Source organism: Sphingomonas sp. BE123 (assembly GCF_031456015.1).
In the GTDB taxonomy this organism is placed as follows: Bacteria; Pseudomonadota; Alphaproteobacteria; order Sphingomonadales; family Sphingomonadaceae; genus Sphingomonas.
On sequence record NZ_JAVDTW010000001.1, the window covers coordinates 1,281,738 to 1,306,773 of the forward strand.

Consider the following 25,036-nt stretch of genomic DNA (forward strand, 5'->3'; position numbering starts at 1 on the left):
AACCATTTCGGACCTCAAACATATATTAGAACAAGCATTTTCTAGTGCGTCCGGGGAACGCTCCTGCCGACTGCCTCGTTGACGCAGTACCCTTTCAGCAAGGATCAGCCATGGCAGATACGATCGATCCCGCCCGAGCGGGCGATGCCCCGCTCGCGTCCTCGAAACACCCGTCCACCGCAGTGGATGCCGCGACCGACAATCTGGTCGTTGCGCCGAATGAAGGTGCCGACACTCTGATTGGCCGCACCGTCACCATCAATCGCCCACGCGCTGAACTCTATGCCTATTGGCGCGACCTCACCAAGCTTCCGACGTTCATGGAGAATGTCGAGCAGGTGGAGATGCTCGACGACAAGCGCTCACGCTGGGTGGTCAAGGCACCCGCCGGCAAGACCGTCGAATGGACTTCGACCATTACCGAGGAAAAGGACGGCGAGGTAATCGCCTGGAAATCGGAGGAAGGCGCGGACATCCCGAATAGCGGCCGGATCGACTTTCGCGACGCGCAGGGCGACAGGGGCACCATCGTCACCGCAACCATTCTTTACGATCCGCCTGCGGGAATTATCGGCAAGGTGATCGCCAAGATGTTCCAGCGCGAACCTGCGATCCAGGCACGCCGCGACCTGCGTCGCTTCAAGCAGCTCATGGAAACCGGCGAGATTGCGACCGGCGCTCGTAGCCACGCACAGCTCGAAGAAGGGAAAAACTGATGCGCGCACTGGCATGGCACGGCAAGCATGACGTCCGCGTCGATACGGTCGACGACCCCGAAATTCTCAACCCGCGCGATGCGATCATCAAGGTCACTGCGACTGCGATCTGCGGGTCCGACCTGCATCTCTACGATGGCTATATTCCGACGATGATGAAGGGCGACATTCTGGGCCATGAGTTCATGGGCGAGGTGGTCGAGGTCGGGCCAAAATCGACGCTTCAGAAGGGGCAGCGCGTGGTGGTGCCGTTCACCATCTCGTGCGGCGCCTGTTATCATTGCTCCAAGCACCAATATTCGGCGTGCGACAACGGTCTGCCCGCCGACAATCAGGATATCGCGCAGGAGCTGTACGGCCAGCCGATGGCGGGCCTGTTCGGCTATAGTCACATGACCGGCGGCTATTCGGGCGGGCAGGCGGAATATGTCCGCATTCCGTTCAGCGACGTCGGTCCGATCGTCATTCCCGAAGGGGTCGAGGACGAGAAGGTCCTGTTTCTCTCCGACATTCTCCCCACGGGCTGGATGGCGGCGGAGAATGCGCAGATCGAACCTGCCGACACCGTCGCGGTCTGGGGCTGCGGGCCAGTCGGACTGTTCGCGGTCCAGTCTGCGTTCCTGATGGGGGCAGAGCGCGTCATTGCGATCGACCATTTCCCGCGCCGCCTCGAACTCGCCAAGCGCTTCGGGGCCGAGACGATCAACTTCGAGGACAGCAAGACCTATGAAGCGCTGATGGAGATGACCGGCGGTATCGGGCCGGATGCCTGCATCGACGCGGTCGGCCTTGAGGCGCATGGTTTCTTCGTCGACAATGTGATCGACCAGATCAAGGCGTCGACCTTCCTCGGCACCGATCGCGCACATGCGATCCGCCAGGCGATTATCGCGTGTCGTAAGGGTGGCCGGGTCTCGATGCCTGCGGTCTATGGCGGCTTTGTCGACAAGTTTCCGCTCGGCGCGCTGATGGAGAAGGGGCTGACGCTCAAGACGGGTCAGACCCATGTCCAGCACTATATGCCCGGCCTGCTTCAGGCGATCCTCGAGGGGAAGATCGATACGACCTTCCTGATCAGCCACACCCTCCCGCTCGAGCAGGCGCCCGAAGGCTACAAGATGTTTCACGACAACCAGAATGAGGTGACCAAGGTCGTGCTGAAGCCCGGCATGGAAACCCAGATGGCAGCGGAGTAAGAGCCATGTCCAACAAGCTTGCAGTCGTCACCGGCGCGTCGACCGGGATTGGCCTCGAACTTGCGCGGCTCGCGGCGCAGGAGGGCTATGACCTGATCGTCGTCGCTGACGAACCCCAGATCCGGGGAGTTTCGGAGGAATTCGGCAAATACGACGTTAAAGTCGAGTCGGTCGAGGCAGATCTGTCCGGTATCGACGGTGTCGATCAATTGCTCTCCGCCACTGCAGGCCGTCCGATCGACGTCCTGATCGCCAACGCGGGCGTGGGAACAGGCGGACCGTTCCTTGAGCAGGATATCTCCAAGTGGCGGCACTCGATCGATACCAATGTCACTGGCACCGTCTATCTGCTGCAGAAGGTGCTTCGAGATATGGTGGCCCGGGGCGAGGGCCGGGTTCTCGTGACCGGCTCGATCGCCGGATATATTCCTGGCGCATTCAACGCGATCTACAATGCGACCAAGTCTTTCATCAATTATTTCACCGAAGCGCTGCGGAACGAACTCAAGGACGTCGATGGGGTCACGCTCACCACCCTGATGCCCGGAGCGACCGATACCGCATTCTTCGCCCGCGCCGGCATGCTCGACACCGAAGTCGGTCAGGATGACGATAAGGCGGACCCGGCCAAGGTCGCGCGGGATGGCTGGTCTGCAATGATGGCGGGCAAGGGCCATATCGTATCGGGGGTCAGCAACAAGTTGCAGGTCGCCGCCTCAGGGGTCGTGCCCCAGTCGGTACTGGCAGAGATGCATCGCGGAATGGCCGAGCCGGGGTCGGCCAAGGATTGAGGAGAGATATGATGACTGAAGAACGTAGCGAAACCCAGCCGCGTCCCAACCTGTCGACCGAACATCAACGCGAGGGCGACGCGCGCAGACCAAGCGATACGCTCGATCGCGAACAGGATACACCCGGCGGCCAGCGCCCCGAGGCGGTCGAGGACCGGCCAGTCGTCGGGACGGTAAAGCCCGAGGACTATCCGAAGGATCGCGCGGACGGTTAAAGCATAATCTGTTGGCTGGGCTTCTGAAACATGACTCAGACATCCACCACTGCGGAATTGTTCATCGTGGCGATCCAGGATTTGCTGGACGCGAAGCAGGCCTGGATCGAACGATCCGACACATTGGGCGAGCACGCAGGTAATGGGATAAAGACGTTTCTCGCTGACCAGCATTCGCGAGCAGAAACGCAGGCGCAGCGGCTCACAGAGGTGCTGCGCGAACGCGGGGCAGCGCTGAAAGGGCCGCCCAATATCTGGCTTCGCGCCATTCTGGACGACGCTACCCGCGATGCGAAGACGATAATGGCTGGCGAACTACGCGATATCGCGCTGTGCGGTGCCTTTCGGAAGGGCAAGCAAAGCGAGCGTGTCAGTTACGAAACCGCCATCCATCTGGCGGGCCGCCTTGCCGACGCGCAGGCTCGCGCCACGCTGAACGCCTGCCGGGACGACGAGATCGAGGCCGACGCGCGGCTGGAGCAGTTACTTGTGGCACTGATCGAGGAAGTGTGAGGCAGATGCGCCTCAGCCTTCAGAGGCCGGCTCAAACCAGCACGAGACATTTTGATCGGTCGAAGGCACGATCTGCGCGCCCATTGAGTGCTGCATGATCTCCAGCGCGGCACGGCCGTGCGAAGGGCATACTGATACCACCGCGTCCCCTGGCACCCAGAGTCGATAGTCCCGCATATGGGCGTCAGCAGCGGTAACGAACACGCACATCTCGGTTGCGATCCCCGACAGGATCAGCCGGTTGACCCCCAATTTCGGCAGAAGCACGGGGAGATTGGTCGCATAGAAGCCGGAGAATTGAGGCTTGATAACGAAATAGTCGGAAGGCCGCGGGAGGATCGGCGCGATCTCCTCATGGTCCTCCACACGGGCGATCAAGCGCGACCGCTCGGAATGCCACTCCCCGAAATTATCGTTGATGTAGACAACCGGTGACTGGGCGCGGTCCGCAGCATCCCTTAACGCCCTGATCCGGGGGACGACATCGATGAGCTGCTGGCGTGCGGACGCAGCATCGTCGAAATCGAACTGATTGATCATGTCGATGATCAACAATGCAGACCGGTCCCTTGGCTGGTCTCGCGTAGGTGCGCCTGGCGCGTCAGATGAGTTGGTCATGATCCGCGACAACGCAGTAACTGCAGTTGCGGGCTCAAACGACATGATCGCTTCGGCGGGCAACCTCCGCCGCCGAGATGCGTTGAAGAACTAACCCCAGATGCAACGCATAACGCCGGCCGGGTCCAGCCCAAGGGACCACTTTGAGGCAATGGAGGTAGAAATGCAGGATGCTGACTATTACCGTGAGCGCGCTATGCAGGAGCGACGAGCGGCAGAGCGTAGCGCCAACCCATCTGCACAGGAAGCTCATAGAATGATGGCGGCAAGATATGAGCGCTTGGCGGCAGGAGAGAGACTGAAAATGGGGATCGTGGAACGACATTAACTGTTTCAATCAACAGTTATCCCAACCTTGCATTGCCGATTGTGCAAATTGTCATTCCATACGATGCATGTTTCACCTAGGCGAAGATAGACACGCCCATCCTCCCTTGCCGGAGTTACTCAAGTATTTTTTGAGCGTGCAATTTTTTGCCATGCGCATTTCAGGCTTCAGTTCACGGTAGGCGGCTCCGCCGCGCACTGACAGTTACTGCAGGAACGGCGAACCGAAACATTGATGAGAACGCACCATGACGTGCGGTCAGCTGGTCACGTGCGTGCAAGCGAATAGCCGCGAATGATCGAGGAAGAGACCAGCGATGAACTATCGACGCTTCTTGGCAATGATTACGACCTCGACGGTTGTGATGTTTGGGCTGATGTACCTCAACACCTATGCCCTCGACCATGTGACGTTTAGCCAAACCCGCGTCTGGATGGCTGTACTCATGGGAGCTGCGATGGCTGTCGTCATGCTGTGCTTCATGTGGTCGATGTACGACGGCGGTCGGGCAAAGATGGCAATCGTCGTCACCAGTATGATCGTCGGAATTGGAATGCTCTGGCTCGTGCGGAGTCAGCAAACGGTTGATGATATTTCCTATATGGAGGCGATGATCCCGCACCACTCCATTGCCATCATGACCAGTGAGCGCGCGAAGATCAGCGATCCGCGGGTACGCAAGCTTGCCGATGAGATTATCGTGGCGCAGGTCCGCGAAATTGCTGAAATGAAAGCCCTCATCGCTGCGCTGGAGAACGAGCGCTCGGGAGATGAGGAGCGATCATCCCTCTCTCGCCCCGCCAGTAACCAGCGTTGATGTCAGCGCACCCGCGCGCAATGCGTACTCAGAAGTATCAAATGCTGTCCACGATAGTCGCCTTTTCGGCACGGGCGGCGATGACATCGCCCTGATCCACAAGTGCTCGCAAAAGCGTAGGAAAGCGAAAGGGTTTCTGCAGAATTTTCGCTTCTGAGCCCATCACATCCACAATTACCTGAGTGTCGGCGAACCCGGTCATGAAGATGATCGGCAGATCGACGTGTCGTTCACGAACATTGGCGGCAGGACCATCCCGATGCCAGCGGCAACGATCCGAATATGTCGCAGATGTATGTCGTCGCACCGGGGTCGGTGCATGAAAACGGCGTTCCGTACGAGTGGATGATCGCCCCCGGCGAAGTCCCCTTTGCCGAGTTTCCGCTTGCCCTTCAGCAAATGGGGCCCGCGAAGGGGCGCGCCAAGCGTAAGCTGGAGACGCCCTCTTCCGGGGGAGTTCCGGTAACGAATGAGGGGCCGCTCCGGTACATCGCCACCGCGGCGAAGAACGCGGCCAAGGAGATCACAGAGGCCGAGGACGGCAAGCGCAACAACACCCTGTTCCGCGTGGCGGTCGCCTTCGCTCGCGACTGCGCGGGCGCGGGTGCTGATTGGGGCGACTATTCGCGGCCCCTCGCAGAAGCGGCGCTTGCGATCGGCTTGGCCCCGAGCGAAGTGCAAGCCACGCTGGAAAGTGCTCGGGTTGCTGGTTCGGGCGAACCAACGCCATGGCTGCGGACAGCCTCTGAGTACGTCTATCTTGGCGCTCAGGATCAGTTCTATCACGTCGAGAGCGGCTCCTACCTGAAGCGTTCAGGCTTCGACGGGTCGTTCAGTCACCAGCATCACGGCGACGGATTGTTCACGTCCTACCTCCTGAGCGCGGGCTATACCCGCAAGTTCCAGGACATCATGTTCGATCCCTTTGACCCGAGCGAGCGCATCGAGCGGCAGGGGGCCACATTTCTCAACACCTACAAGCCGTCATCCGTTGTTGCGGTCGATGGTGACGCCGCGCCGTTCGTCGACTTCCTCACGCATCTCGCTCCCCAAGACGATGAGCGCGAGCACCTGGTAAAGATGATCGCCTGGACGGTTCGCTATCCGGGGCAGAAGCTCAGCCACGCTTTGCTGCTTCGCACGCAGGAGCAGGGGACCGGAAAATCGACCCTTATGTCGATCTGGGGCGAGCTGATCGGCGAGTCCAATGTTCGCAAGACCACCTCGAAGGAGCTCAACAGCGATTACCAGGGCTATCTGCCCGGTCGGTTGCTGATCCTGTGCGAGGAGCTGAACCTGGGCCAGGGGCATCGCGTCTACAACGATCTGAAGGACCTGATCACCGGCGACAAGGCGATCGTCAACGAGAAGTATCTGCGTCCGCGGGTCTGGCCCAACTACGCGACCTTCGTGTTTCTTACCAACATCGCCAGCCCTATGCTCATCGAAGACAAGGATCGTCGCTTCTTCTTCATCGACTCACCCGCGACTCGCCGCGAAGCGGACTACCACGTGCGGTTCAACGAGTGGTGGCGCGCCAATCTGGGCGTGATCCGGCACCATCTCGATCAGGTCGATCTGACCGAGTTCAAGCCGTTTGCGCCCCCGCCAATGACGACTGCAAAGCAGCGGCTGATCGAGCACAGCCGTTCCGAGCTTGCCCAGGATCTGGCGCTGATGATCCAGGACCGCGCTTACCCCTTCCAGCGCGACGTCGTGACGCTCGACCAAGTGAAAATCGGCCTCGGGCACCTCGCCCGAGACCTCAGTTCGAAGCGCCTCATCAAGGCGCTTGAAGAGGTGGGCGCCGTGAAGCTCGGTCAGCAGCGAGGATGGGATGGCGACTTCAGGGGCCTCATGGGCGCCATGTTGCTCGGAAACCCCAACGGCAAGGAGGGAGCGACTAACGTCTAACGTCTAGGCAAGGTTTCAGCCCCCTGCAGTGCTCCTGCAGGGGGGGCACCTTCTGTCTTCTCTTCCATCCTTCCAAAGGAAAATGGAAGGTAGACATAAGACACGAGACAGAGCGAGGACTGCAAAAGAGGCTTAAAAGGCGACATTTCTGCGTGAGTATTGACTACAAGTTTTGTCAACACCAATCGCGCCAAGAAATGAATGCCATTCGCGGTTGACGCGGGATTCCCGCCTTCTTACTTCACGGAGCGGACCGGCCGAGGCGGCAACCTCGACCGGCCCTGACCAACAACTGATCGTAGAAGGATCGAGTCGATGGCTGTCGAAGCCCTTAGCGCGTCGCATGACGCATGGAATACCCAATACGCCCACTACCTGAGCCTGACCCAGCAGCTGGAGCAGGCCCCGCCACATGAGCGCGATGCGCTCGAGCGGGCACGCGCAGATGCGCAGGACGACCTCATGGCGCTGCCCGCGCCTTCACTCACCGCGGTCCTACACAAGCTCGAGATCCGCTGGGAAGACCAACTGTCTGCGGAAGACGAGCGGCGTCTGATCCTCGATGATCTCGCCGACCTGATCCAGGCCCAGACCGCGCTGCCCGGCGCCTAACCGCATCCCCACTCCAAGCACGGCCACCCGCTGCGCGTCAGCGGGCTGGTCGGCGCGTGCCCTCGAAAGTAACATAGATGGTCCCCAATCACGTCATGAACGAAGTCCTGCGTCGCCTGACCGACGCCCAAGCTCGCAAGCTGGCCCGGTCGGTGAAGCTGGACCCGGATCAGACGGTCACACCGCCTCAGATGCAGACGACCAGCCCTCAACCACTGGAGGGTGTCGTCGATTTCGACATCACGATCGTGGCGCTCGGCCACGCGGTCACATGGCCAGCAAAGATGCTGTGGGCAGGAGCGCTGCATGGCGAGCCAGGCCACGCCGAATTCGGGATGCAGAGCGCGCTGCACATCCTGATCCCGACACGCGAAGACGGCCCCGCGTTCGTCTGGGACGGCATCGATCACCGGATGCTGCCAGCAGCTGCGGACGACGTTCTTTTCGAGCGTGCCGAACAGGCAGCACGGTCCGCTGAGGCATCTGCCGGAAAATCGAACCCATAACCTAGCTTCGGTGTTCGGAAGGGGTTCTCTGCGATGAAATGCTCCAATAGCTGGACTGCTCCCGAAATTCTGGAGCCGACCGTGACCCACCGCATCTCCCCCAATCGACCCACCGGAGCCTCGCCTTCGGCCGAAGCTCCCCGCGCGCTCACAGCCGTCACCGGAGGTCAGGCGTGCAGGTGATCCACGAACTGGCCGACAAGCTGAGGAAGGCGGCGCGCAACGGGAGCCGCCTTCACCTCGAGCAGCCGCACGTCAGGGCGCTGCTGTCGCCCCGCATTTACGAAGTCATCGCCTCCCTCGAAGCTGAAGAACTCAACGCCCTATGCCTACAAGACAACGAACCGGCCGAACGAAAGACACCCCCCAAGCTGCGCGTTATCAGCTCGGAGACTTCTGGCTCTGGTATCGGCGGGACCGCGATGACTGGAGCATTTGCTGGTACGACGCCGGGCGAGACGGCGAGCGAGGTCGGACACGCCGCAAGTCGCTCGGCATCAGCGGCGGTGATGCGGATCACCCGCCAAAAGCAGCCCAAGACGCCCTAGCCGAGCATTACCTGGCAATGCAGCGGCCGGTTCAGGCACCTGTGGCCTCGATCTACGTCGAAAAGCTCATGGCCGACTGGCTGCTCGAGCACGCTCAACCGAAGCTCAGGGACCCGGTCCGCTACGCGAACGGCGTAGCGCACTGGCAGGCCTTCTTCGCTGAAGAGCAGCGAGCGGGACGATTGCTCGGGCCGCCAACGGTTGCCGACATCTCGGCTGCATTGGTGGAACGTTTCCACGTCTGGCGCGCCGCACAGGGCGTCAGTGGCCACACGATTGCGCGCGATACAGCAGCTCTGAAGTAGCCGCTGAACTGGGCCTGGAAGCGCAACATGATTGCGTCGGCTCCGCGCATCCCCAACGTCCAGTCGAAGGGCGAGCCACGCGACCTTGTCTATACGGTGGACCAGATTGCGGCCTTGCTCGAAGCGGCGTGGGCGCGCGAGGACCGTCGCCACATCCACATGTTCGCCATGATCATGCTCAGCACGAATGCGCGCGTGGAGGCCGTGCTCGAACTGGATAAGCGTACACAGGTCCGTGATGGGATCATCTATTTCAATGCCCCGGGTCGTAGCCAGACCAAGAAGCGACGCTCGACCGTACCCATCTGCCCTACTCTCGCGCCATGGCTGGAAGTTTATCCCGGCCGCGCGATCCAGTGGCAACGACGCTTCGTCGATGCCGCAACAGGTGAAAGCTGCGCAGAACTGCGTCCGGTTGTCAGCATCAAGAAAGCATTCGAGAAGACCTTAATCGAGGCGGGCATCTGCGAACACGCCCGCGACGCTGCCGGCGACGACATCTGGCTACCGCCACGAGCCAAGCTGGGCGAAACCGTGCCGCGCCCCAAGCTGGTCGGCCTTGGCTCCCCAAACACGCTACGGCACACCATTACCACCGAGATGCATCGCCGTGGGGTCCCGCAAGCGCAGATTGAAACGGCTGCGGGGCATCGCGGCCAAGGGACCAATGCCTATCACTACCGCCACCTGAGGCCTGAGTATCTTCGCGAGTTCGTGGACGGCGTGGAGTCGCTGTGGGACGACGTTGGCAAGCTGACCAAGGTCCATCTGCGATACCAGTGCGATACCAAAATCGTCGACATGGCGCCGCGCATCAGGCGACCCTGAGAAAAATCATTGCTTTTCAGATGGTTAGGTGGTGCCGCTTACAGGACTCGAACCTGTGACCCCCGCATTACGAATGCGATGCTCTACCAACTGAGCTAAAGCGGCACGCACCGGCGCGATGTGCCGGTGAAGGTGGCGGCGCTTACCAGCGTTGTGCGGGGCTGACAAGCGCTAGTCGGCGAAACCGGGTCCGCGATTTGCCGACCGTTCGGCTTTACGCGGTGTTTACCACAAGCGGGGCAGAGTCGTCGCGCAATGGGGCTGCGGCCCTGAGTGGAGCATGCGCATGGACACCGCCCGCGGAATCGACGGCCGCCCCGACATCGACCATGACGATCATGGCGTCAGCGACTCGGGTCCCGCCGAACACCGGCTATCGATCGGCAGCGACGAGCGGCGGATGCATGTCCGCGCTTATAATCACTGGGTTTCGCTGCTGCACGGTCGCGCCTATCCCGCGATCGAGGATCTCGACCCGGAGAATATCGCCGATTTCGGGCCGCACAGCGTGCTACTCGATTTCAGCAAGGGGGTCGACGATCCGGCGATTCGCTATCTTGGCCGCTCGCTGCGCGACGAATGCGGCGTCACCGCCGATATCACCCATGTCGGCGCGGTGCCGAGCCGGTCGCTGCTCTCGCGCCTGACCGACCATTATTTGCAGATCATCGCCAATCGCGCGCCCATCGGGTTCGAGGCGGAATTTGTCGGCCAGCGCGGGCACAACACGCTGTATCGCGGCATCCTGATGCCGTTTTCGTCGGATGGCGATGCGATCGACTTCATCTATGGCGTGATCAACTGGAAGGAACTGGTCGACGCCGAGACCCAGGCGCGGCTGGAACGCGAGGTCGAAGAGGCCCGCCGCACCGCGCCCGCACCGCTCGTCAGCGCCCCGGTCTGGGCCGACGGCCCGAGCGGCGGGTTCAACCTGGCGCCCGAGCCTGCAGTCCCGTCCGACGATGTCGCGGGACCAGCGCCCGAATCGCTCGCCGACCGGCTGCTGATCGCCCGCGAAACCGCCGCCGCCGCGCGCGCCGCCGACACGCGCAGCCGGTCGTCGCTCTATCGCGCCTTGTCGCGTGCCTATGATTTCGCGCGCGCGTCGGAACTCCATGCCGCCGATTATGCCGAACTGCTCGCCGATGCCGGAATCAAGGCGCAACCGCGTGCGCCGATGACGGCCGCGGCCAAGCTCGTGTTCGGCGCCGACTATGACAAGACGCGGCTGACCGAATTCGCCGCAGTGATGCGCCATGCCCGCCGCCACGACGTGGCCGAAGGCGGGCTCGACGCCTTCATCGGCGCGGCCGATGGCGGCATCAAGGGGATCGTCAAGGCCGAGCGTGCGCTGCGCAAGGCGGCGCCCCCGACCGACCTGTTCGATCAGGTCCGTGCCGAACTGCGCGCGCGCCCGGCGCTGGCACAGGTCCGAATGGACGCCGGCACGGAAGAATTCGTCCTGCTGCTCGCCCGCGCCGGAAGCGACGGACAGCTCGACATCGTCGCGCGGATCGAGGACGACGCCGCCCTGTCCAACCGCGCGCTGCGCAAGGCCGCGGCATGATCGGCTGACCCGCCCCATCCCTTTCTCCCGAGCTGCGCGCGAACCGGCACGAAAACCCCGGTTCGCGCGCATTTTTTTGTCCCGCGATACCGCTATCGCTGCAATTTAGTCTCAAATGTTACTGTGCGCTGCAGCAAGCCTTGAGCCGCGCCGCGCGCGGGCGCATAGCGTGCAGCCATGAGCAAGACGCCGATCAAGTCGCTCGCCGAGGCGCTGCACGCGCGCCTCACCGATGGGGCCCTGCCGGGGGAGCTGGAGGGGTTCGACGAAACCGCCCGCGCCGCGGCCGCAAGGTTCGTGGCGGAGGCCGCGGCGACGCGCGCGCCCGGCACGCCGGGCATCGCGCTCGAAACCGGGCTTGGCGAAGACAGCCGCGCAATGCGGCTGGCGGTGGTCAATGACGACATGCCGTTCCTGGTCGATTCGATCGCCGCGACGATCGCCGCGCATGACATTGCAATCCGGCGCATCATTCATCCCGTCGTCGCGGTCGAACGCGCGGGCGACGGTACGCTTGCCGGAATCGGCAGCGGCGGATCGCGCGAATCGATGGTCTATATTGAGATGGAGCGCGCCGACGCGCGCGACCGGTCGGGGCTGGTCCGCGATCTGGAGCGCAATCTGGGCCATGTCCGCGCCGCGGTGACCGACTGGACCGAGTTGCGCCGCGCGATGAGCGACGACGCCAACAAGATCGCCGACGCCGAGGGCGCGGCGCTGCTGCGCTGGTTCCAGGGCGGCAGCATGACGCTGGTCGGGCACGAGATCTGGCACCGCGACGGCAGCGTCACCGACGCAGCCGGGATCTGTCGCATGGAGCTGGACACGCCGCTGCTCGCCGATGCGTCGCGCGCGCTCGCGATCGAGTGGTTCGAACAGGGCGGCCAGCCGCCGCTGCTGCTCAAGTCCAATTTCATCTCCACCGTGCATCGTCGCGCGCCGCTCGACCTCGTGCTGGTGCCGTTGCGAACCAAGGGCGACGATGGCGTGTCCCGCGTCACCGGCCTGTCGATCCATGCCGGCCTGTGGACCAGCGCCGCGCTGCATTCCACGCCCGACGAGGTGCCGATGCTGCGCGCCCGCATTGCCGGGCTGGAGGGCAAGTTCGGTTTCGACCCGCGCGGCCATACCGGCAAGGCGCTGGCGCATGCGCTGACCGGCCTGCCGCACGACCTGACCACCGCCTTCCCGGCCGAGGCGCTGGAGCAGATTGCGCTCACCGCGATGTCGGTGACCGATCGCCCGCGGCCCAAGCTGGTGCTGATCCGCAGCGCGCTGGGCCGCCATCTCTTCGCCTTTGTCTGGCTGCCGCGCGACGAGGTGTCGACCGGCCGCCGCGTGGCGATTGGCGAGATGCTGACGCGCGCGGCGCATGCCTCGCTGCTCAGCTGGTCGATCGCGCTGGAGGACGGGCCGGTCGCGCTGCTGCGCTACACGCTCGACCTGCGCGGCGAGGGGCGGATGCCCGACGCCGCAGCGCTGGATGACGAGCTGGAGCGGATGGTGCGCGGCTGGCTGCCGGCGGTCGAGGTCGCCTTGCGCGACGCGGGCGCAACCCCGTCGCGCGCCGCGCGGCTGGCGCTGCGCTATGCCCCCTGCTTCCCGTTCGGCTATCGCAACGGCAATTTGCCGGAGGAGGCTGCGCGCGACATCGTCCGCATCGCCGGACTGGCCGATATCAATGCCCGTTCGGTCCGCATTTATGACCAGGACGGCAAGCTGCGGATCAAGCTTTATCGCCTCGGTGGCCCGCTGCCGCTGTCCGACGCAGTGCCGGTGTTCGAGAATTTCGGATTCCGCGTGATCGAGGAGGTGCCGACCGCGCTGGCGGGCGATGCCGATGGCTATATCCATGATTTCGAGGTCGAGCTGCCCGGCGGCGGGACGCTCAAGGGCGACACCGCGACGGTCGAGGGCGCGATTGCCGCAGTGCTCGAACTGCGCGCCGAGAATGACGCGTTCAACCGCCTGATCGTCGAGGCGGGGCTGGCCCCGGCATCGGTCGTGCTGCTGCGCGCCTGGTTCCGCTATCTGCGCCAGACTGGCCTGTCCTATGGCCTGGTCACGGTGGTCGAGGCGCTGCGCCGCGCGCCCGCCGTCGCCACCGCTCTGGTCGACCGCTTCGCCGCCGCGCATGATCCGGCACGCGCCAAGGACAGCGCTGCCGCCATCGCCGCCGCCGATGCCGCGATCGCCGCCGGGCTCGATGCGGTCAGCGCGATCGACGACGACCGAATCCTGCGCGCCATTTCCGGCGTGATCCGCGCGACGCTGCGCACCAATGCCTACGCCCCCGCCGCCGCCGAGGCGCTGGCGTTCAAGCTCGACAGCAGCCGCGTGCCCAACCTGCCCGCGCCGCTGCCGTGGCGCGAAATCTGGGTCTATTCGCCGCGGGTCGAGGGCATCCATCTGCGCGCCGGTCCGGTCGCGCGCGGCGGGCTGCGCTGGTCCGACCGGCGCGACGACTTCCGCACCGAGATCCTCGGCCTGATGAAGGCGCAGCGCGTGAAGAACGCCGTGATCGTGCCGACCGGCGCGAAGGGCGGCTTCTATCCCAAGCAGCTCCCCTCTCCCGTCATCGACCGCGATGCGTGGTTCGAGGAAGGCAAGGAAAGCTATCGCATCTTCATCCGTTCGCTGCTGTCGATCACCGACAATATCGTCAGCGGCGCGGTGGTGCATCCCGACAGCGTCGTGATCCATGACGGCGAAGACCCCTATTTCGTGGTCGCCGCCGACAAGGGTACCGCGACCTTCAGCGACGTTGCCAACGCGATCGCGATCGAGCGCGGCTTCTGGCTGGGCGATGCCTTCGCCAGCGGCGGGTCGGTCGGGTACGACCACAAGGCGATGGGCATCACCGCCAAGGGCGCATGGGTCAGCGTCCAGCGCCACTTCCTGGAGCTGGGCACCGATGTGCAGACGCAGAGCATCCGCGTCGCGGGCTGTGGCGACATGTCGGGCGACGTGTTCGGCAACGGCATGCTGCTGTCCAGGGCGATCAAGCTCGTCGCCGCGTTCGACCATCGCCACATCTTTCTCGACCCCGATCCCGATCCGGCGGCCAGCTGGGCCGAGCGGCAGCGCATGTTCAACCTCCCCCGGTCGAGCTGGGCGGACTATGATCCGGCGCTGATTTCCGCCGGCGGCGGCGTGTTCGCGCGGTCGGAAAAGTCGATCAGGCTGACGCCGCAGGTCCGCGCGGCGCTGGGCATCGAGGCGGAGGAGATGGAGCCGAACGCGCTCATTTCCGCGATCCTCAAGGCACCGGTCGACCTGATCTGGTTCGGCGGCATCGGCACCTATGTGAAGGCCGCGGCCGAAGCGCATATCGAGGTCGGCGATCCCGCCAACGACCGCCTGCGCGTCAATGCCGAGGATCTGCGCGCGCGTGCGATCGGCGAGGGCGCCAATCTGGGCGTGACGCAGGCGGCGCGCATCGCCTTTTCCGCGCGCGGCGGGCGGATCAACACCGACTTCATCGACAATTCGGCGGGCGTCGATTGTTCGGACAATGAGGTCAACATCAAGATCGCGCTCAACCGCGAGGTGATCGAAGGGCGCCTGGAGATGGGCGACCGCAACACGCTGTTGGCGTCGATGACCGACGATGTCGCGCATCTGGTGCTGGAGGATAACCGCCTCCAGACGCTGGCGCTGTCGTTCCTCGAGAATGACGGTCCGGTCGCGGTGCCGAGCTTCGTGCGGCTGACCGAGATCCTCGAGGCCGGCGGCCGGCTCGACCGCACGGTCGAGGGGCTGGCGACCAATGAGGAATATCTGCGCCGCGCGCAGGATGGCGCGGGGCTGACCCGTCCCGAACTCGCCGTGCTGCTCGCCACCAGCAAGCTGGCGCTGCAGGACGCGATCGAGACCGGCGGGCTAGGGCTCGACCCGGCGCTGGAGAGCGACCTGATCGCCGCCTTCCCGCCCGCGATGCAGGAGCGGTTCAAGACCGCGATCCTCGACCATCGCCTGCGCGGCGAGATTGTCGCGACCAAGCTCGCCAACCGCATCGTCAATCGCCTTGGCGTACTGCACCCGTTCGAGCTGGCCGAGGAAGAGGGCGCATCGCTGCGCGACATCGCGATGATGTTCGTGGTGACCGAGCGCCTGTTCGGCCTGCCCGCCATCTGGGCGGCGATCGAGACTGCGCAGATCAGCGAGCGTGCGCGCATCGCGCTGATCGACGAAGTGGCGGTCGCCACGCGGTCGCAGATCGCCGACCTGTTGCGCGTATGCCGTCCGGGCGAAGACATCACCGGCATGCTCGCGCGGTTGAACCCGGGGATCGACAGCCTCGACCGGCAGGCCAAGGCGCTGCTCAAGGAAGAGGCGCTGGCGCAATCGGGTCGCATCGCGGCGCAGCTGGAGGCGGCGGGCGCGCCGGCCGAGCTGGTCGCGAAGATCGTGCGCATCTTCGAACTCGACGGCGCGGTGGGCCTGGCCGATCTGGGCCAGCGGCGCGGCATCGGCGAGACCGAGCTGACCCATGCCTTCACCCATCTCGGGCAGGCGCTGGGGCTGGACTGGGCACAGGCCAATGCCGCGCGGATCGTCGCGGGCGATCCATGGGAACGGCTGCTGATCGCGGGCCTGGCGCGCGACTTCCAGCAATTGCGGCTCGAATTCCTGGCGCGTGGCACGGGCACCGATCCGCTCGCCGAAGTCGAGCGCTGGCTGGCGGAACAGGCGGCACGCGTCGCGCAGTTTGTGACGCTGGTCGAGCGCGCGAAAAAGGCCCCGGCGCCGAACGCGGCAATGCTGGCGCAGATTGCCGGGCAGGCACGGGTGCTGCTGGGGCGGTGACCGATTGAATGGCTATCCTCCCCCGCCAGGGGGAGGTGGCGCCGAAGGCGACGGAGGGGGAGGACGGCTGTGTCCTCGCCGACGTCGTGCGTCCTCCCCCTCCGTCACGCTGCGCGTGCCACCTCCCCCTGGCGGGGGAGGATTAGATTGTCACATGTGCGCACCCGATTGTAATTGCGAATCACTCTCGCTAATGCTGCGAACGAATCGCAATTAGGCCCTTTCATTCGATGCACGGAACCACCACCACCGCGCGTGCCAAGCGCAGCCGCAAGGCTTTCTGGCTGAAGCAGCTGCACACCTGGCACTGGATCAGCTCGGCGATCAGTCTGGTCGGGCTGCTGCTGTTCGCGATCACCGGCTTCACCCTCAACCACGCCGCCGAGATCGAAGGATCGCCGCAGACGGTGGAGCGCGCTGCACAGCTGCCCGCGCCGCTGCTGCCCGCGATCAAGCCCGACGACGCGGCCGATACGAAGAAGCCCCTGCCCGCGCCGGTCGCCGAATGGGTCGAGGGCAATCTGGACATCAAGCATGCGCGCGGCGCAGCCGAATGGTCGGCGGATGAAATCTACCTCGCCTTGCCCCGCCCCGGCGGCGATGGCTGGGTCGCGATCGACCGCGCGAGCGGGGCGGTAACGACCGAGCAAACCGACCGTGGCTGGATCGCGTGGCTCAACGACCTGCACAAGGGCCGCAATTCCGGGACTGTCTGGAAGTGGTTCATCGACATCTTCGTGCTCGCCTGCATCGTGTTTTCGCTGACCGGCCTGGTGCTGTTGCAGATGCACTCCAAGAACCGCCCGAGCACCTGGCCGCTGGTCGGTGCGGGCCTCGTCATCCCCGCGATCCTCGCGATCTTCTTCATCCATATCTAAAGGGAGCCGCACTCCATGCAGTTTCGCACGACCGGACTGACCGCCACGGCGATCGGCGCGGGCCTGTTCGCGCCGGGAATGGCCATGGCCCAGACGCTCGACGTCTCGGTCACCATTCCGCGCCTGACCGTCGCCGAATATCATCGCCCCTATGTCGCGATCTGGATCGAGCAGGAGGGCGGCCCGGCGCAAACGCTGTCGGTATGGTATGATGTCGACCTGAAGAACAATGAGGGCACCAAGTGGCTGCGCGACGTGCGCCAATGGTGGCGCGCATCGGGCCGCACGATGCGCTTTCCCGCCGCCGGCGTGACCGGCGCGACCAAGGCACCGGGCACGCACAAGGTGAGTTTCAAGCCCAAGCTGGGTCCGGGCAATTACACGCTGGTGGTCGAGGCCGCGCGCGAAGTGGGCGGGCGCGAGCTGGTCCGCATCCCCTTCTCGCTGCCCAAGGGCGGCACCGCCCGCGCCAGCGGCACGTCCGAGCTGGGCGCAGTTACTTTGACGGTAAGGCGCTGACGCGCCCGGCACCGGCCCGCCCCCCCACCCGGCCACCCATAGAATACACTGTCGTTGGGTGGCCGGGTGGAGGAGCGGGCCGGTGCCGCAACCAAGCAAAAGGGATAATCACATGAAGTTCCGCAATCTCCTGATCGCCACCGCCGTCGCCGCGGTCGCCATTCCCGCCAGCGTTCAGGCGCACCGCCAGTGGATGCTGCCGTCGATGACCGTCGTGTCGGGCGAAGGCGCCGATGTGTGGGTCACGGTCGATGCCGCCGTGTCGAACGACCTGTTCTATTTCGAGCATCAGCCGCTGCGCGCCGATATCGCGGTGATGCTGCCCGATGGCACGGCGGGTGAGGTCAAGAACAAGGCCACCGGCCGCTATCGCACCACGCTCGACGTGCAGATCCAGCAGCGCGGCACCTACAAGATCTTTTACGCCAGCGAGGGCGTGATGGGGTCATACAAGCTGAATGGCGAGGAGGTGCGGATCCCGCGCGGCACCACCGCCGATAAGCTGGCCAGCGTGATTCCCGCAGGCGCGACCGATGTGCGCACGTCGATCAACAGCAACCGCAACGAGATTTTCGTGACCGCGGGCGAGCCGACCACGACCGTGTTCAAGCCGGTCGGCAAGGGGATCGAGCTGGTTCCGGTGACCCATCCCAACGACCTGGTGATGGGTGAGGACGCGACCTTCCAGTTCCTGCTCGACGGGAAGCCGGCCGCTGGGCTGGCGGTCACGGTGATCCCCGGCGGCATCCGCTATCGCGACCAGCTGAAGCAGCAGGATCTGAAGACCGGCGCGGATGGCAAGGTCACGATCACGTGGAGCGATCCCGGCATGACCTGGATCAACGTCACCACCCCGCGCGCCGGCGGCGAAGAAGGCGCCCCGCCTGCTCCCGGCGCACGCCGCGCGAGCTATGTCACGACGGTCGAGGTGATGGCGCCCTGACGCCCGCCCCCCGCATCGCCATTCCAGCAACGCTGTCGCCCGCTGCCTTTCACCGGCGGCGGGCGCATGCGGTTGTGGAGCGCTTCGGCGGGGAATCGATGGGGACGCGCTGGTCGGCAGCGATCGTCGCGCCCCCGCCCGGGGTCGCAGCGGCGATTGCGGGCGTGCTGACGCAGGTCATCGCGCAGATGAGCCATTGGGAACCGACCTCGCAGCTCAGCCGGATCAACGCCGCCGCCCCCGGCCGCTGGCACGGCATCGCGCCGGAGTTCGTGCAGGTGATGACCGTCGCGCTCGACATTGCGGCGCGGTCGGACGGGGCGTTCGATCCGGCGCTGGGGGCTTTGGTCGATCTGTGGGGGTTTGGCCCGCCGGGGCCGCGCGACGATGTTCCTGAGGACGGTGCGATCGACGCTGCCCGAGCCGCAATCGGCCCCGGGGCGATCGCGCTCGACCCGCTGCTGCTTCGCCTGCGCCGCACGCGCCCGGCGCGGCTCGACCTGTCGGGGATCGCCAAGGGCCATGCCGTCGATGCGGTGGCGGCGCGGCTGCGCGCGTTCGGGTGCAGCGACTTTCTGGTCGAGATTGGCGGCGAGCTGGTCGGCGCGGGTATCCAGCCCGATGGCCAGCCCTGGTGGGTCGATGTCGAGCCGCCGCCGGGCATGGCGCTCGCGCCGCTGCGGATCGCGCTGCACGGGATCGCAGTGGCGACCTCGGGCGATTATCGCCGCACCTCGACTGCGGGGAGCCACAGTATCGACCCGCGCACCGGCCGCCCGATCGCGCATGGCACGGCGAGCGTCACCGTGCTCCACGCCGATTGCTGCCACGCCGATGCCTGGGCGAGCGCGCTGACCGTGCTGGAGCCCGAGGCGGCGATGGCGCTGGCCGAGCGTGAGGGGCTGGCGGTGCAGCTGGCGGTGCGGGGAAGCGGCGAGTGGCTGTCGTCGGCAATGCGGGCAATGCTCGACTAATCCTCCCCCGCCAGGGGGAGGTGGCGCCGAAGGCGACGGAGGGGGAGGACGGCTGCGTCCTCTCAACCGTCGTGCTTCCTCCCCCTCCGTCACGCTGCGCGTGCCACCTCCCCCTTGCGGGGGAGGATTGACTAGCCCGGCCCGGGTCGAGCCCGGGCCGACGATAAACCTACGCGTCGGCCCAACGCCTCAGCAGATTGTGGTACACCCCGGTCAGTTCGATCACGCTGCGGTCGGTGCCGCCGAGCTGTCCGGTCAGCCGCTGGACGCTCTGATCGAGGTCGAACAGGATGCGGCGCGCGCCATCGTCGCGGATCATCGACTGGATCCAGAAGAAGGACGCAACGCGGGCGCCGCGCGTGACCGGTTCGACCTTGTGCAGGCTGGATGAGGGATAGAGCACGGCATGGCCGGCGGGGAGCTTGACCCGCTGCACCCCGAACTGATCCTCGATCACCAGTTCGCCCCCGTCATAGGCCGCCGGGTCTTCGAGGAAGACCGTCATCGACAGGTCGCTGCGGATGCGGAAATCGGTGCCGCGCTGGATGCGGATGGCGTTGTCGACATGGATGTCGAAGGTCTGGCCGACGCCATAGCGGTTGAACAGCGGCGGATAGACCTTGAGCGGCAGCGCCGCGGCGAAGAACAAGGGCGACTTGCCCAGCGCGTCGAGCACAATGCGGCCCGCCTGATGCGCGGCCTCGCTCGCTTCGGGCAGTTGCTCGTTCCGCTTGGCCAGCGCGGACTGATGGCCCGAAGTGGCGTTCCCGTCCTGCCACGGCCCATCGTCGATGATCCGGCGGAGCGCGGCCACGCCAAGGGGATCGAGCAGGTCGGGAATCGCGATCAGCATCGTGTATCTCTAAGAGGGGGTCGGAGCGGATGGAAGCCGGGGGACAGGGATGGCCCCCACCCGCTCCTCCCCCTTTAGCCTTAGAAGCGGTAGCCGAGCGTCAGTACCGCCGAGCGCGCTTCGCCCGCCGTCGCCCAACCGACCGTGGTGCCGGCATTGGCGCGCACGCGGGTGAAATAATCCGCGTCGGTGACATTCTTGACGTTGAGCTGCGCGGTGAAATTCTCGCCAATGTCATAGGCGAGATAGGCGTTGTGGACCCAGTAATCCGCCACGCGGAAAATGTCCTTCACCGTGTCGGTCGGCACATTCAGCGCGAACTCGCCCTGATAGGTGACCCCATAGCCCACGCGCAGCCCGAACGGCAGCGTGTAGGTGGTGAACAGGCTGCCCGAATGGGTCGGCGTGTTCTGAAGCTCGGCCCCGACCGCCGGGTCCGTCGCCGCACCATCCGCTGCGTTCTGCAGGATCTTGCTGTCGAGCCAGGTATAGTTGGCGGTGATCGACCAGGCGTCGCTGATCTGGCCGGTCGCGCCCAGCGCGATGCCGTTGACGCGGGAGCGGCCGTCGAGCTGCTGTTCGGGGATCAGCGGGTCGACCGACGCGACCTTGTATTGATCGCGCTCGTTGCGGAACGCGGCGAAGGTCAGCAACAGGTCGCCGCCCATCAGTTCGGCCTTGGCACCGATCTCATAGTTCAGCGCGCTTTCGGGCTTCACGTTGCAGGTCGCGGCGGTGCAGGAACCGTTGACCGAGGTCTTGGACGGGGTCTTCGAATTGCCATAGGCGGCATAGAGGCTGACCGCCGGCACCGGCTTGAACACAAGGCCGACGCGGTAGCTGAACAGATTGTCGCTGTTCTCGAACCGCGTGCCCGGCGCCACCTGGCCCAGATTGGCGCCCGACGACGCAACCGTGTCGGCGCGATACCAGCCGCTGTTATGCTCGTAGCGCACGCCACCGTTCAGCTCGAGCTGATCGGAAAAGGCGATGGTGTCGAACAGATAGACGGCGAAATTCTCCAGCTCGCCATTCTGGTGCTGGGTCGGGATGAAGTTGACCGGCCCGGTATAGACGTTGCTGCCATAGCTGAAGCCGGCCGGGCCCGCGACGACGTCATTCGGGTTGGCAATGTTGATCAGCGGCCAGCCGGCGGCATTCGGGTTGCTGCCGTCGGCATTGCGCAGCGAATTGCCGCTGCGCAGGAAATATTTCTCCCACGCCGCCGAGAAGCCGAGCACGAGCGTATGGGTCATCCCGCCGGTGCCGAATTCGGCGCGCAGATCGGTCTGGGTATAGCCGAGCTGGTTGCGCGACTCGCGGGTGTTGCCGCGCGGACCGCCGGGGACATAATAGCCTGGGGTGGCACAGGTCGCGCCGAGCGGGGTCAGGCCGGTCGCGAGGCAGAAGGTGCCCTGGGGCGGCGCGACGCGGATGAACTGGCGCACATCCTGCCAGCGGGTCAGGTTGCGGATGCTGAGCGACTTGCTGAACTCATGTTCGAAGATCGCGGTCGCCTGATCGACATTGGTCTTCTGGATATCGACATTGCGATAGCCGAAATAGTCGCTGGCATCGACGCCGGCGATCAGCCCGCCCGACCCGACATAATAGGGCACGCCATATTGCGGAATGTTGGTATCTTCCTGATGCACATATTTGAGCGTCAGGCTGGTCGGCCCGCCGATGCCGAGCGTGACCGAGGGGGCGACGCCCCAGCGTTCGTAATTCTCGACATCGCGGCCGGGAATGTCGTTCTGGTGTACCATCGCGTTGAGGCGGACGGCGACGAACTCGCTCGCACGGACATTGGCGTCGACCGTGCCGCGATAATAGTCGTCGGTGCCGACGCCGCCATTGACGACGACCTGGGTCCGCTCCTGCGGGCGCTTGGTCACGATGTTGATCGAACCGCCGACCGATCCGGCGCCGCCATAGACCGAGTTGGCGCCGTTCACGACCTCGATCTGCTCCAGGTCGAAATTGTCGGTACGGGTATATTGCGCGCTGTCACGCACGCCATCGACGGTGATGTCGGTGTTGGCCGAATAGCCGCGCAGCGTGATCGAATCGCCATAGCCGGCGCCGCCTTCGCCCGCGCCGAAGGTGATCCCCGGCACGGTCGAGAGCACGTCGCGCAGGGTGAGCAGATTCTGCTCCTCGATCGTCTTGGCGGTCAGGATCGTCACCGTCTGCGGCGTGTCGCGCACGGGGCGCGTCGCCTTGGGGCTTTCCTGCTCCGACTTCACTTCCTTGCCGGTCACGACGACATCGGCGCGATCCTGTTCGGCGACCGGGTCGGCCGGTTCGGCGGCATAGGCCGGCGCGCTGGCGACAAAGCCGATGGCGGCGAGGGCGAGAAAGGCAGGACCGGCATTGCGGCCGTCCGACGACGGATTGGACATGAACACCCCTTTAGTATTGCTTGGGGCGCTCGCTATTGAGAGTCGTTCGCACAGTCAAGACTAATGCGAGTCACTTTCAACTTTGTCGCAAATATGTCGCGTCGTGCAGCAGCCAGCTGCGCAGCGCGCTGGCCAGATTGGGGGGATCGTCGGCCTGGATGCGCAGATGATCGATCTGTGCGACGAGCGCGCTGAGCGGCAGGCCGCGCGCCGCCGCGGCCGCCTCGAGCGCGTCCCAGAACAGCGGTTCAAGGCTGATCGAGGTCGGGTGCGCGGCGATGGTCATCGACCGCTTGACCGGCGGGTAGAAGCCGCCCGGCGGCGGCGCGATGCCGCCGGGGGCGTCAGGCATCGAGGTCGAACAGCGACGCCAGCTGCTCGATCATCGTACCCGCCAGCTGGTCGACATCCATGATTGTCACCGCGCGCTCGTAATAGCGCGTCACGTCATGCCCGATGCCGATCGCGACGAGGCCGACCGGCGAGCGGCTTTCGATCCACCCGATCACCTGGCGCAGATGCCGCTCGAGATACGCGCCGCTGTTCACGCTCAGCGTCGAATCGTCGACCGGGGCGCCGTCGCTGATCACCATCAGAATCTTGCGATCCTCCGGCCGCGCGATCAGCCGGCCATGCGCCCACAGCAGTGCCTCGCCGTCGATATTCTCCTTGAGCAGCCCTTCGCGCATCATCAGGCCGAGCGATTTCTTGGCGCGGCGCCACGGTTCGTCCGCCTGTTTGTACACGATATGGCGCAGGTCGTTGAGGCGGCCGGGCTGGGCCGGGCGCCCCTCGGCAAGCCATTTCTCACGGCTCTGCCCGCCCTTCCACGCGCGCGTGGTGAAGCCGAGAATCTCGACCTTGACCCCGACCCGCTCGAGCGTGCGCGCCAGAATGTCGGCGCTGATCGCGGCGATGCTGATCGGCCGCCCGCGCATCGAGCCGGAATTGTCGATCAGCAGCGTGACGACGGTATCCTTGAACTCGGCCTCTTTCTCGACCTTGTAGGACAGCGACTGCATCGGGTTGACCACGACGCGCGCCAGCCGCGCCGCATCGAGCAGCCCTTCTTCCTGGTCGAAGTCCCATGACCGCGCCTGCTGCGCCATCAAGCGCCGCTGCAGCCGGTTGGCGAGTTTGGTGACCACGCCCTGCAAATTCGACAATTGCGTGTCGAGATAGGCGCGCAGCCGCGTCAGCTCCTCCTCGCCGCACAGGTCGGTGGCGGCGATCACTTCGTCATACTGGGTGGTGAAGGCGCCGTAATCGAATTGCAGCGGCATGTCCGACCACGGGCGGTTGGGGCGGACGGGCATCATGCCCTCGTCCCCCGCCTCGCCCGGCTCGCCTTCGCCGTCCTCGAACTCGCCCTGTTCCTGCTCGCTCTCCGGGCCTTCCTCGCCCTCGCCCTCGCGCTGTTCGCCGCGCGCGTCGATCTCGCTCTCGCCGGTATCGCCCGACTCGTCGCCGGCATCGGCCTCGCTCTCGTCGGCCTCGTCGGTCCCTTCGTCCTCGTCGCCGCCGCTCTGGTCGGTTTCATCGGGCACCAGATCGCCCTCGGTCAGGTCGAGATCGGCGAGCAGCGTGCCGACCAGCCGCGCGAACGCCGCCTGATCGTCGATCGCCAGCGCGAGCGCGTCGAGATCGGCGCCGCCCTTGTCCTCGATCCAGTCGCGCACCAGCGCCAGTCCCGGTGCGGCCGCAGCCGGCGCCTCGCGTCCGGTCAGCCGTTCCCGCACCAGCAGCTGGACGGCGGTGGACAGCGGCACCTCGTCCCGCGTCCGCGCGCGGCCGATCGGGTCGGAGCGCATCTTCATCTCGAGCGCGCGGTCGAGATTGTCGGCGATCCCGGCATAGCCGCGCGACCCCAGCGCCTCGATCCGCGCCGTTTCCACCGCATCGAACACCGCGCGCGCGACCGGCTCCTTCGGTGCCGCCTTCAGATGCGTCGCCGCGTCATGCAGCCGCAGGCGCAGCGCAAACCCGTCGGCAAAGCCACGCGCTTCGGCAACCTGGTCGGGCGGCAGCGTCCGGCCCGGCATCGGCACCTTGAGATGGCGTCCCGACTGGGCCGGGGCATCGGCGGTAAAGGCCAGCTCCACTTCGGGCTGGTCGGCGAGCGCGCGGGCAGTGCCCGACAGCACGGACTTGAACTGATCGAGGGGAGAGTCGCTGGCCATC

At 65.1% G+C, this 25,036-nt stretch carries 24 protein-coding genes and 1 tRNA gene; 18 read left to right on the top strand and 7 right to left on the bottom strand.

Features of this window, described 5'->3' with window-relative positions:
- The first annotated feature begins 110 nt into the window (after positions 1-110).
- The 5 genes from J2Y54_RS06415 to J2Y54_RS06435 are packed head-to-tail and all read left to right on the top strand — an operon-like array spanning position 111 to position 3,431.
- Positions 111-716 (top strand): SRPBCC family protein, encoded by a 606-nt coding sequence (locus J2Y54_RS06415; RefSeq protein WP_310037911.1) that lies wholly within the window; start codon positions 111-113, stop codon positions 714-716.
- Entirely contained in the window at positions 716-1,912 is a 1,197-nt protein-coding gene (locus tag J2Y54_RS06420) for a zinc-dependent alcohol dehydrogenase (protein WP_310037913.1), read from the top strand. Before J2Y54_RS06415 ends, J2Y54_RS06420 begins: the two co-directional genes overlap by 1 nt.
- A 5-nt stretch (positions 1,913-1,917) precedes the next feature.
- Positions 1,918-2,703, top strand: coding sequence for an SDR family NAD(P)-dependent oxidoreductase (locus J2Y54_RS06425; RefSeq protein ID WP_310037915.1), 786 nt, complete (start codon positions 1,918-1,920; stop codon positions 2,701-2,703).
- A gap of 11 nt (positions 2,704-2,714) precedes the next feature.
- Positions 2,715-2,918, top strand: a complete 204-nt coding sequence (locus J2Y54_RS06430; RefSeq protein ID WP_310037917.1) for a hypothetical protein — start codon at positions 2,715-2,717, stop codon at positions 2,916-2,918.
- Positions 2,919-2,948: 30 nt separating this feature from the next.
- Complete coding sequence (locus J2Y54_RS06435; protein WP_310037918.1) at positions 2,949-3,431, top strand: DUF892 family protein; 483 nt, start codon at positions 2,949-2,951, stop codon at positions 3,429-3,431.
- 12 nt (positions 3,432-3,443) lie between these two features.
- Here J2Y54_RS06435 and J2Y54_RS06440 read toward each other — a convergent pair whose 3' ends face one another.
- Positions 3,444-3,986 (bottom strand): isochorismatase family cysteine hydrolase, encoded by a 543-nt coding sequence (locus J2Y54_RS06440; RefSeq protein ID WP_310037920.1) that lies wholly within the window; start codon positions 3,984-3,986, stop codon positions 3,444-3,446.
- Between the two features lie 707 nt (positions 3,987-4,693).
- Here J2Y54_RS06440 and J2Y54_RS06445 point away from each other — a divergent pair.
- Positions 4,694-5,194 carry a DUF305 domain-containing protein gene (locus tag J2Y54_RS06445; RefSeq protein ID WP_310037921.1) on the top strand — a complete coding sequence of 167 codons (501 nt, stop codon included), beginning with the start codon at positions 4,694-4,696 and terminating at the stop codon, positions 5,192-5,194.
- A 37-nt stretch (positions 5,195-5,231) separates the two neighbouring features.
- On the opposite strand, the gene J2Y54_RS06450 is transcribed toward J2Y54_RS06445, so the two are convergent.
- Entirely contained in the window at positions 5,232-5,396 is a 165-nt protein-coding gene (locus tag J2Y54_RS06450; RefSeq protein WP_310037923.1) for a hypothetical protein, read from the bottom strand.
- Positions 5,397-5,476: 80 nt separating this feature from the next.
- Between J2Y54_RS06450 and J2Y54_RS06455 the strand changes: the two genes are divergently transcribed.
- The 6 genes from J2Y54_RS06455 (at position 5,477) to J2Y54_RS06480 (ending at position 9,907) form a co-directional block, all read left to right on the top strand.
- Positions 5,477-7,108 carry a DUF5906 domain-containing protein gene (locus J2Y54_RS06455; protein WP_310037925.1) on the top strand — a complete coding sequence of 544 codons (1,632 nt, stop codon included), beginning with the start codon at positions 5,477-5,479 and terminating at the stop codon, positions 7,106-7,108.
- A 315-nt stretch (positions 7,109-7,423) separates the two neighbouring features.
- Positions 7,424-7,720: a hypothetical protein gene (locus tag J2Y54_RS06460; RefSeq protein WP_310037928.1), complete on the top strand. Its 297-nt coding sequence runs from the start codon at positions 7,424-7,426 to the stop codon at positions 7,718-7,720.
- Between the two features lie 95 nt (positions 7,721-7,815).
- The gene (locus tag J2Y54_RS06465; RefSeq protein WP_310037930.1) at positions 7,816-8,226 is read left to right on the top strand and encodes a hypothetical protein; all 411 of its coding nucleotides are present in this window, start codon (positions 7,816-7,818) and stop codon (positions 8,224-8,226) included.
- Between the two features lie 179 nt (positions 8,227-8,405).
- Positions 8,406-8,774, top strand: coding sequence for a hypothetical protein (locus tag J2Y54_RS06470; protein WP_310037932.1), 369 nt, complete (start codon positions 8,406-8,408; stop codon positions 8,772-8,774).
- A gap of 68 nt (positions 8,775-8,842) precedes the next feature.
- The gene (locus J2Y54_RS06475) at positions 8,843-9,079 is read left to right on the top strand and encodes a hypothetical protein (RefSeq protein WP_310037933.1); all 237 of its coding nucleotides are present in this window, start codon (positions 8,843-8,845) and stop codon (positions 9,077-9,079) included.
- Positions 9,080-9,106: 27 nt separating this feature from the next.
- Entirely contained in the window at positions 9,107-9,907 is an 801-nt protein-coding gene (locus J2Y54_RS06480; protein ID WP_310037934.1) for a hypothetical protein, read from the top strand.
- Between the two features lie 29 nt (positions 9,908-9,936).
- Here J2Y54_RS06480 and J2Y54_RS06485 read toward each other — a convergent pair.
- Positions 9,937-10,012 (bottom strand) — tRNA-Thr (locus tag J2Y54_RS06485).
- Between the two features lie 181 nt (positions 10,013-10,193).
- Here J2Y54_RS06485 and J2Y54_RS06490 point away from each other — a divergent pair.
- The 6 genes from J2Y54_RS06490 to J2Y54_RS06515 all read left to right on the top strand — a co-directional run bounded on the left by J2Y54_RS06490 (position 10,194) and on the right by J2Y54_RS06515 (position 19,597).
- Entirely contained in the window at positions 10,194-11,474 is a 1,281-nt protein-coding gene (locus J2Y54_RS06490; protein ID WP_310037936.1) for a hypothetical protein, read from the top strand.
- Positions 11,475-11,651: 177 nt separating this feature from the next.
- On the top strand, positions 11,652-16,283 hold the full coding sequence (locus J2Y54_RS06495; protein ID WP_310037937.1) for an NAD-glutamate dehydrogenase domain-containing protein: 4,632 nt from the start codon (positions 11,652-11,654) through the stop codon (positions 16,281-16,283).
- Positions 16,284-16,513: 230 nt separating this feature from the next.
- Positions 16,514-17,161: a PepSY-associated TM helix domain-containing protein gene (locus J2Y54_RS06500; RefSeq protein WP_310037940.1), complete on the top strand. Its 648-nt coding sequence runs from the start codon at positions 16,514-16,516 to the stop codon at positions 17,159-17,161.
- Positions 17,162-17,176: 15 nt separating this feature from the next.
- Entirely contained in the window at positions 17,177-17,680 is a 504-nt protein-coding gene (locus tag J2Y54_RS06505; RefSeq protein WP_310037941.1) for a DUF2271 domain-containing protein, read from the top strand.
- 112 nt (positions 17,681-17,792) lie between these two features.
- Positions 17,793-18,623, top strand: coding sequence for a DUF4198 domain-containing protein (locus J2Y54_RS06510; protein ID WP_310037942.1), 831 nt, complete (start codon positions 17,793-17,795; stop codon positions 18,621-18,623).
- Between the two features lie 98 nt (positions 18,624-18,721).
- Entirely contained in the window at positions 18,722-19,597 is an 876-nt protein-coding gene (locus J2Y54_RS06515) for an FAD:protein FMN transferase (RefSeq protein WP_310037944.1), read from the top strand.
- A gap of 169 nt (positions 19,598-19,766) precedes the next feature.
- Here the strand turns inward: J2Y54_RS06515 and J2Y54_RS06520 are convergent, their stop codons facing one another.
- From J2Y54_RS06520 to cobT, 4 genes are all read right to left on the bottom strand, one after another.
- Complete coding sequence (locus J2Y54_RS06520) at positions 19,767-20,450, bottom strand: Fe2+-dependent dioxygenase (RefSeq protein ID WP_310037946.1); 684 nt, start codon at positions 20,448-20,450, stop codon at positions 19,767-19,769.
- Positions 20,451-20,530: 80 nt separating this feature from the next.
- Positions 20,531-22,855: a TonB-dependent siderophore receptor gene (locus tag J2Y54_RS06525; protein WP_310037948.1), complete on the bottom strand. Its 2,325-nt coding sequence runs from the start codon at positions 22,853-22,855 to the stop codon at positions 20,531-20,533.
- A gap of 76 nt (positions 22,856-22,931) precedes the next feature.
- On the bottom strand, positions 22,932-23,207 hold the full coding sequence (locus J2Y54_RS06530; RefSeq protein ID WP_310037949.1) for a ribbon-helix-helix domain-containing protein: 276 nt from the start codon (positions 23,205-23,207) through the stop codon (positions 22,932-22,934).
- On the bottom strand, positions 23,200-25,035 hold the full coding sequence (cobT, locus tag J2Y54_RS06535) for a cobaltochelatase subunit CobT (RefSeq protein ID WP_310037951.1): 1,836 nt from the start codon (positions 25,033-25,035) through the stop codon (positions 23,200-23,202). The genes J2Y54_RS06530 and cobT overlap by 8 nt, the downstream gene beginning before the upstream one ends.
- Position 25,036: the final 1 nt, after the last annotated feature.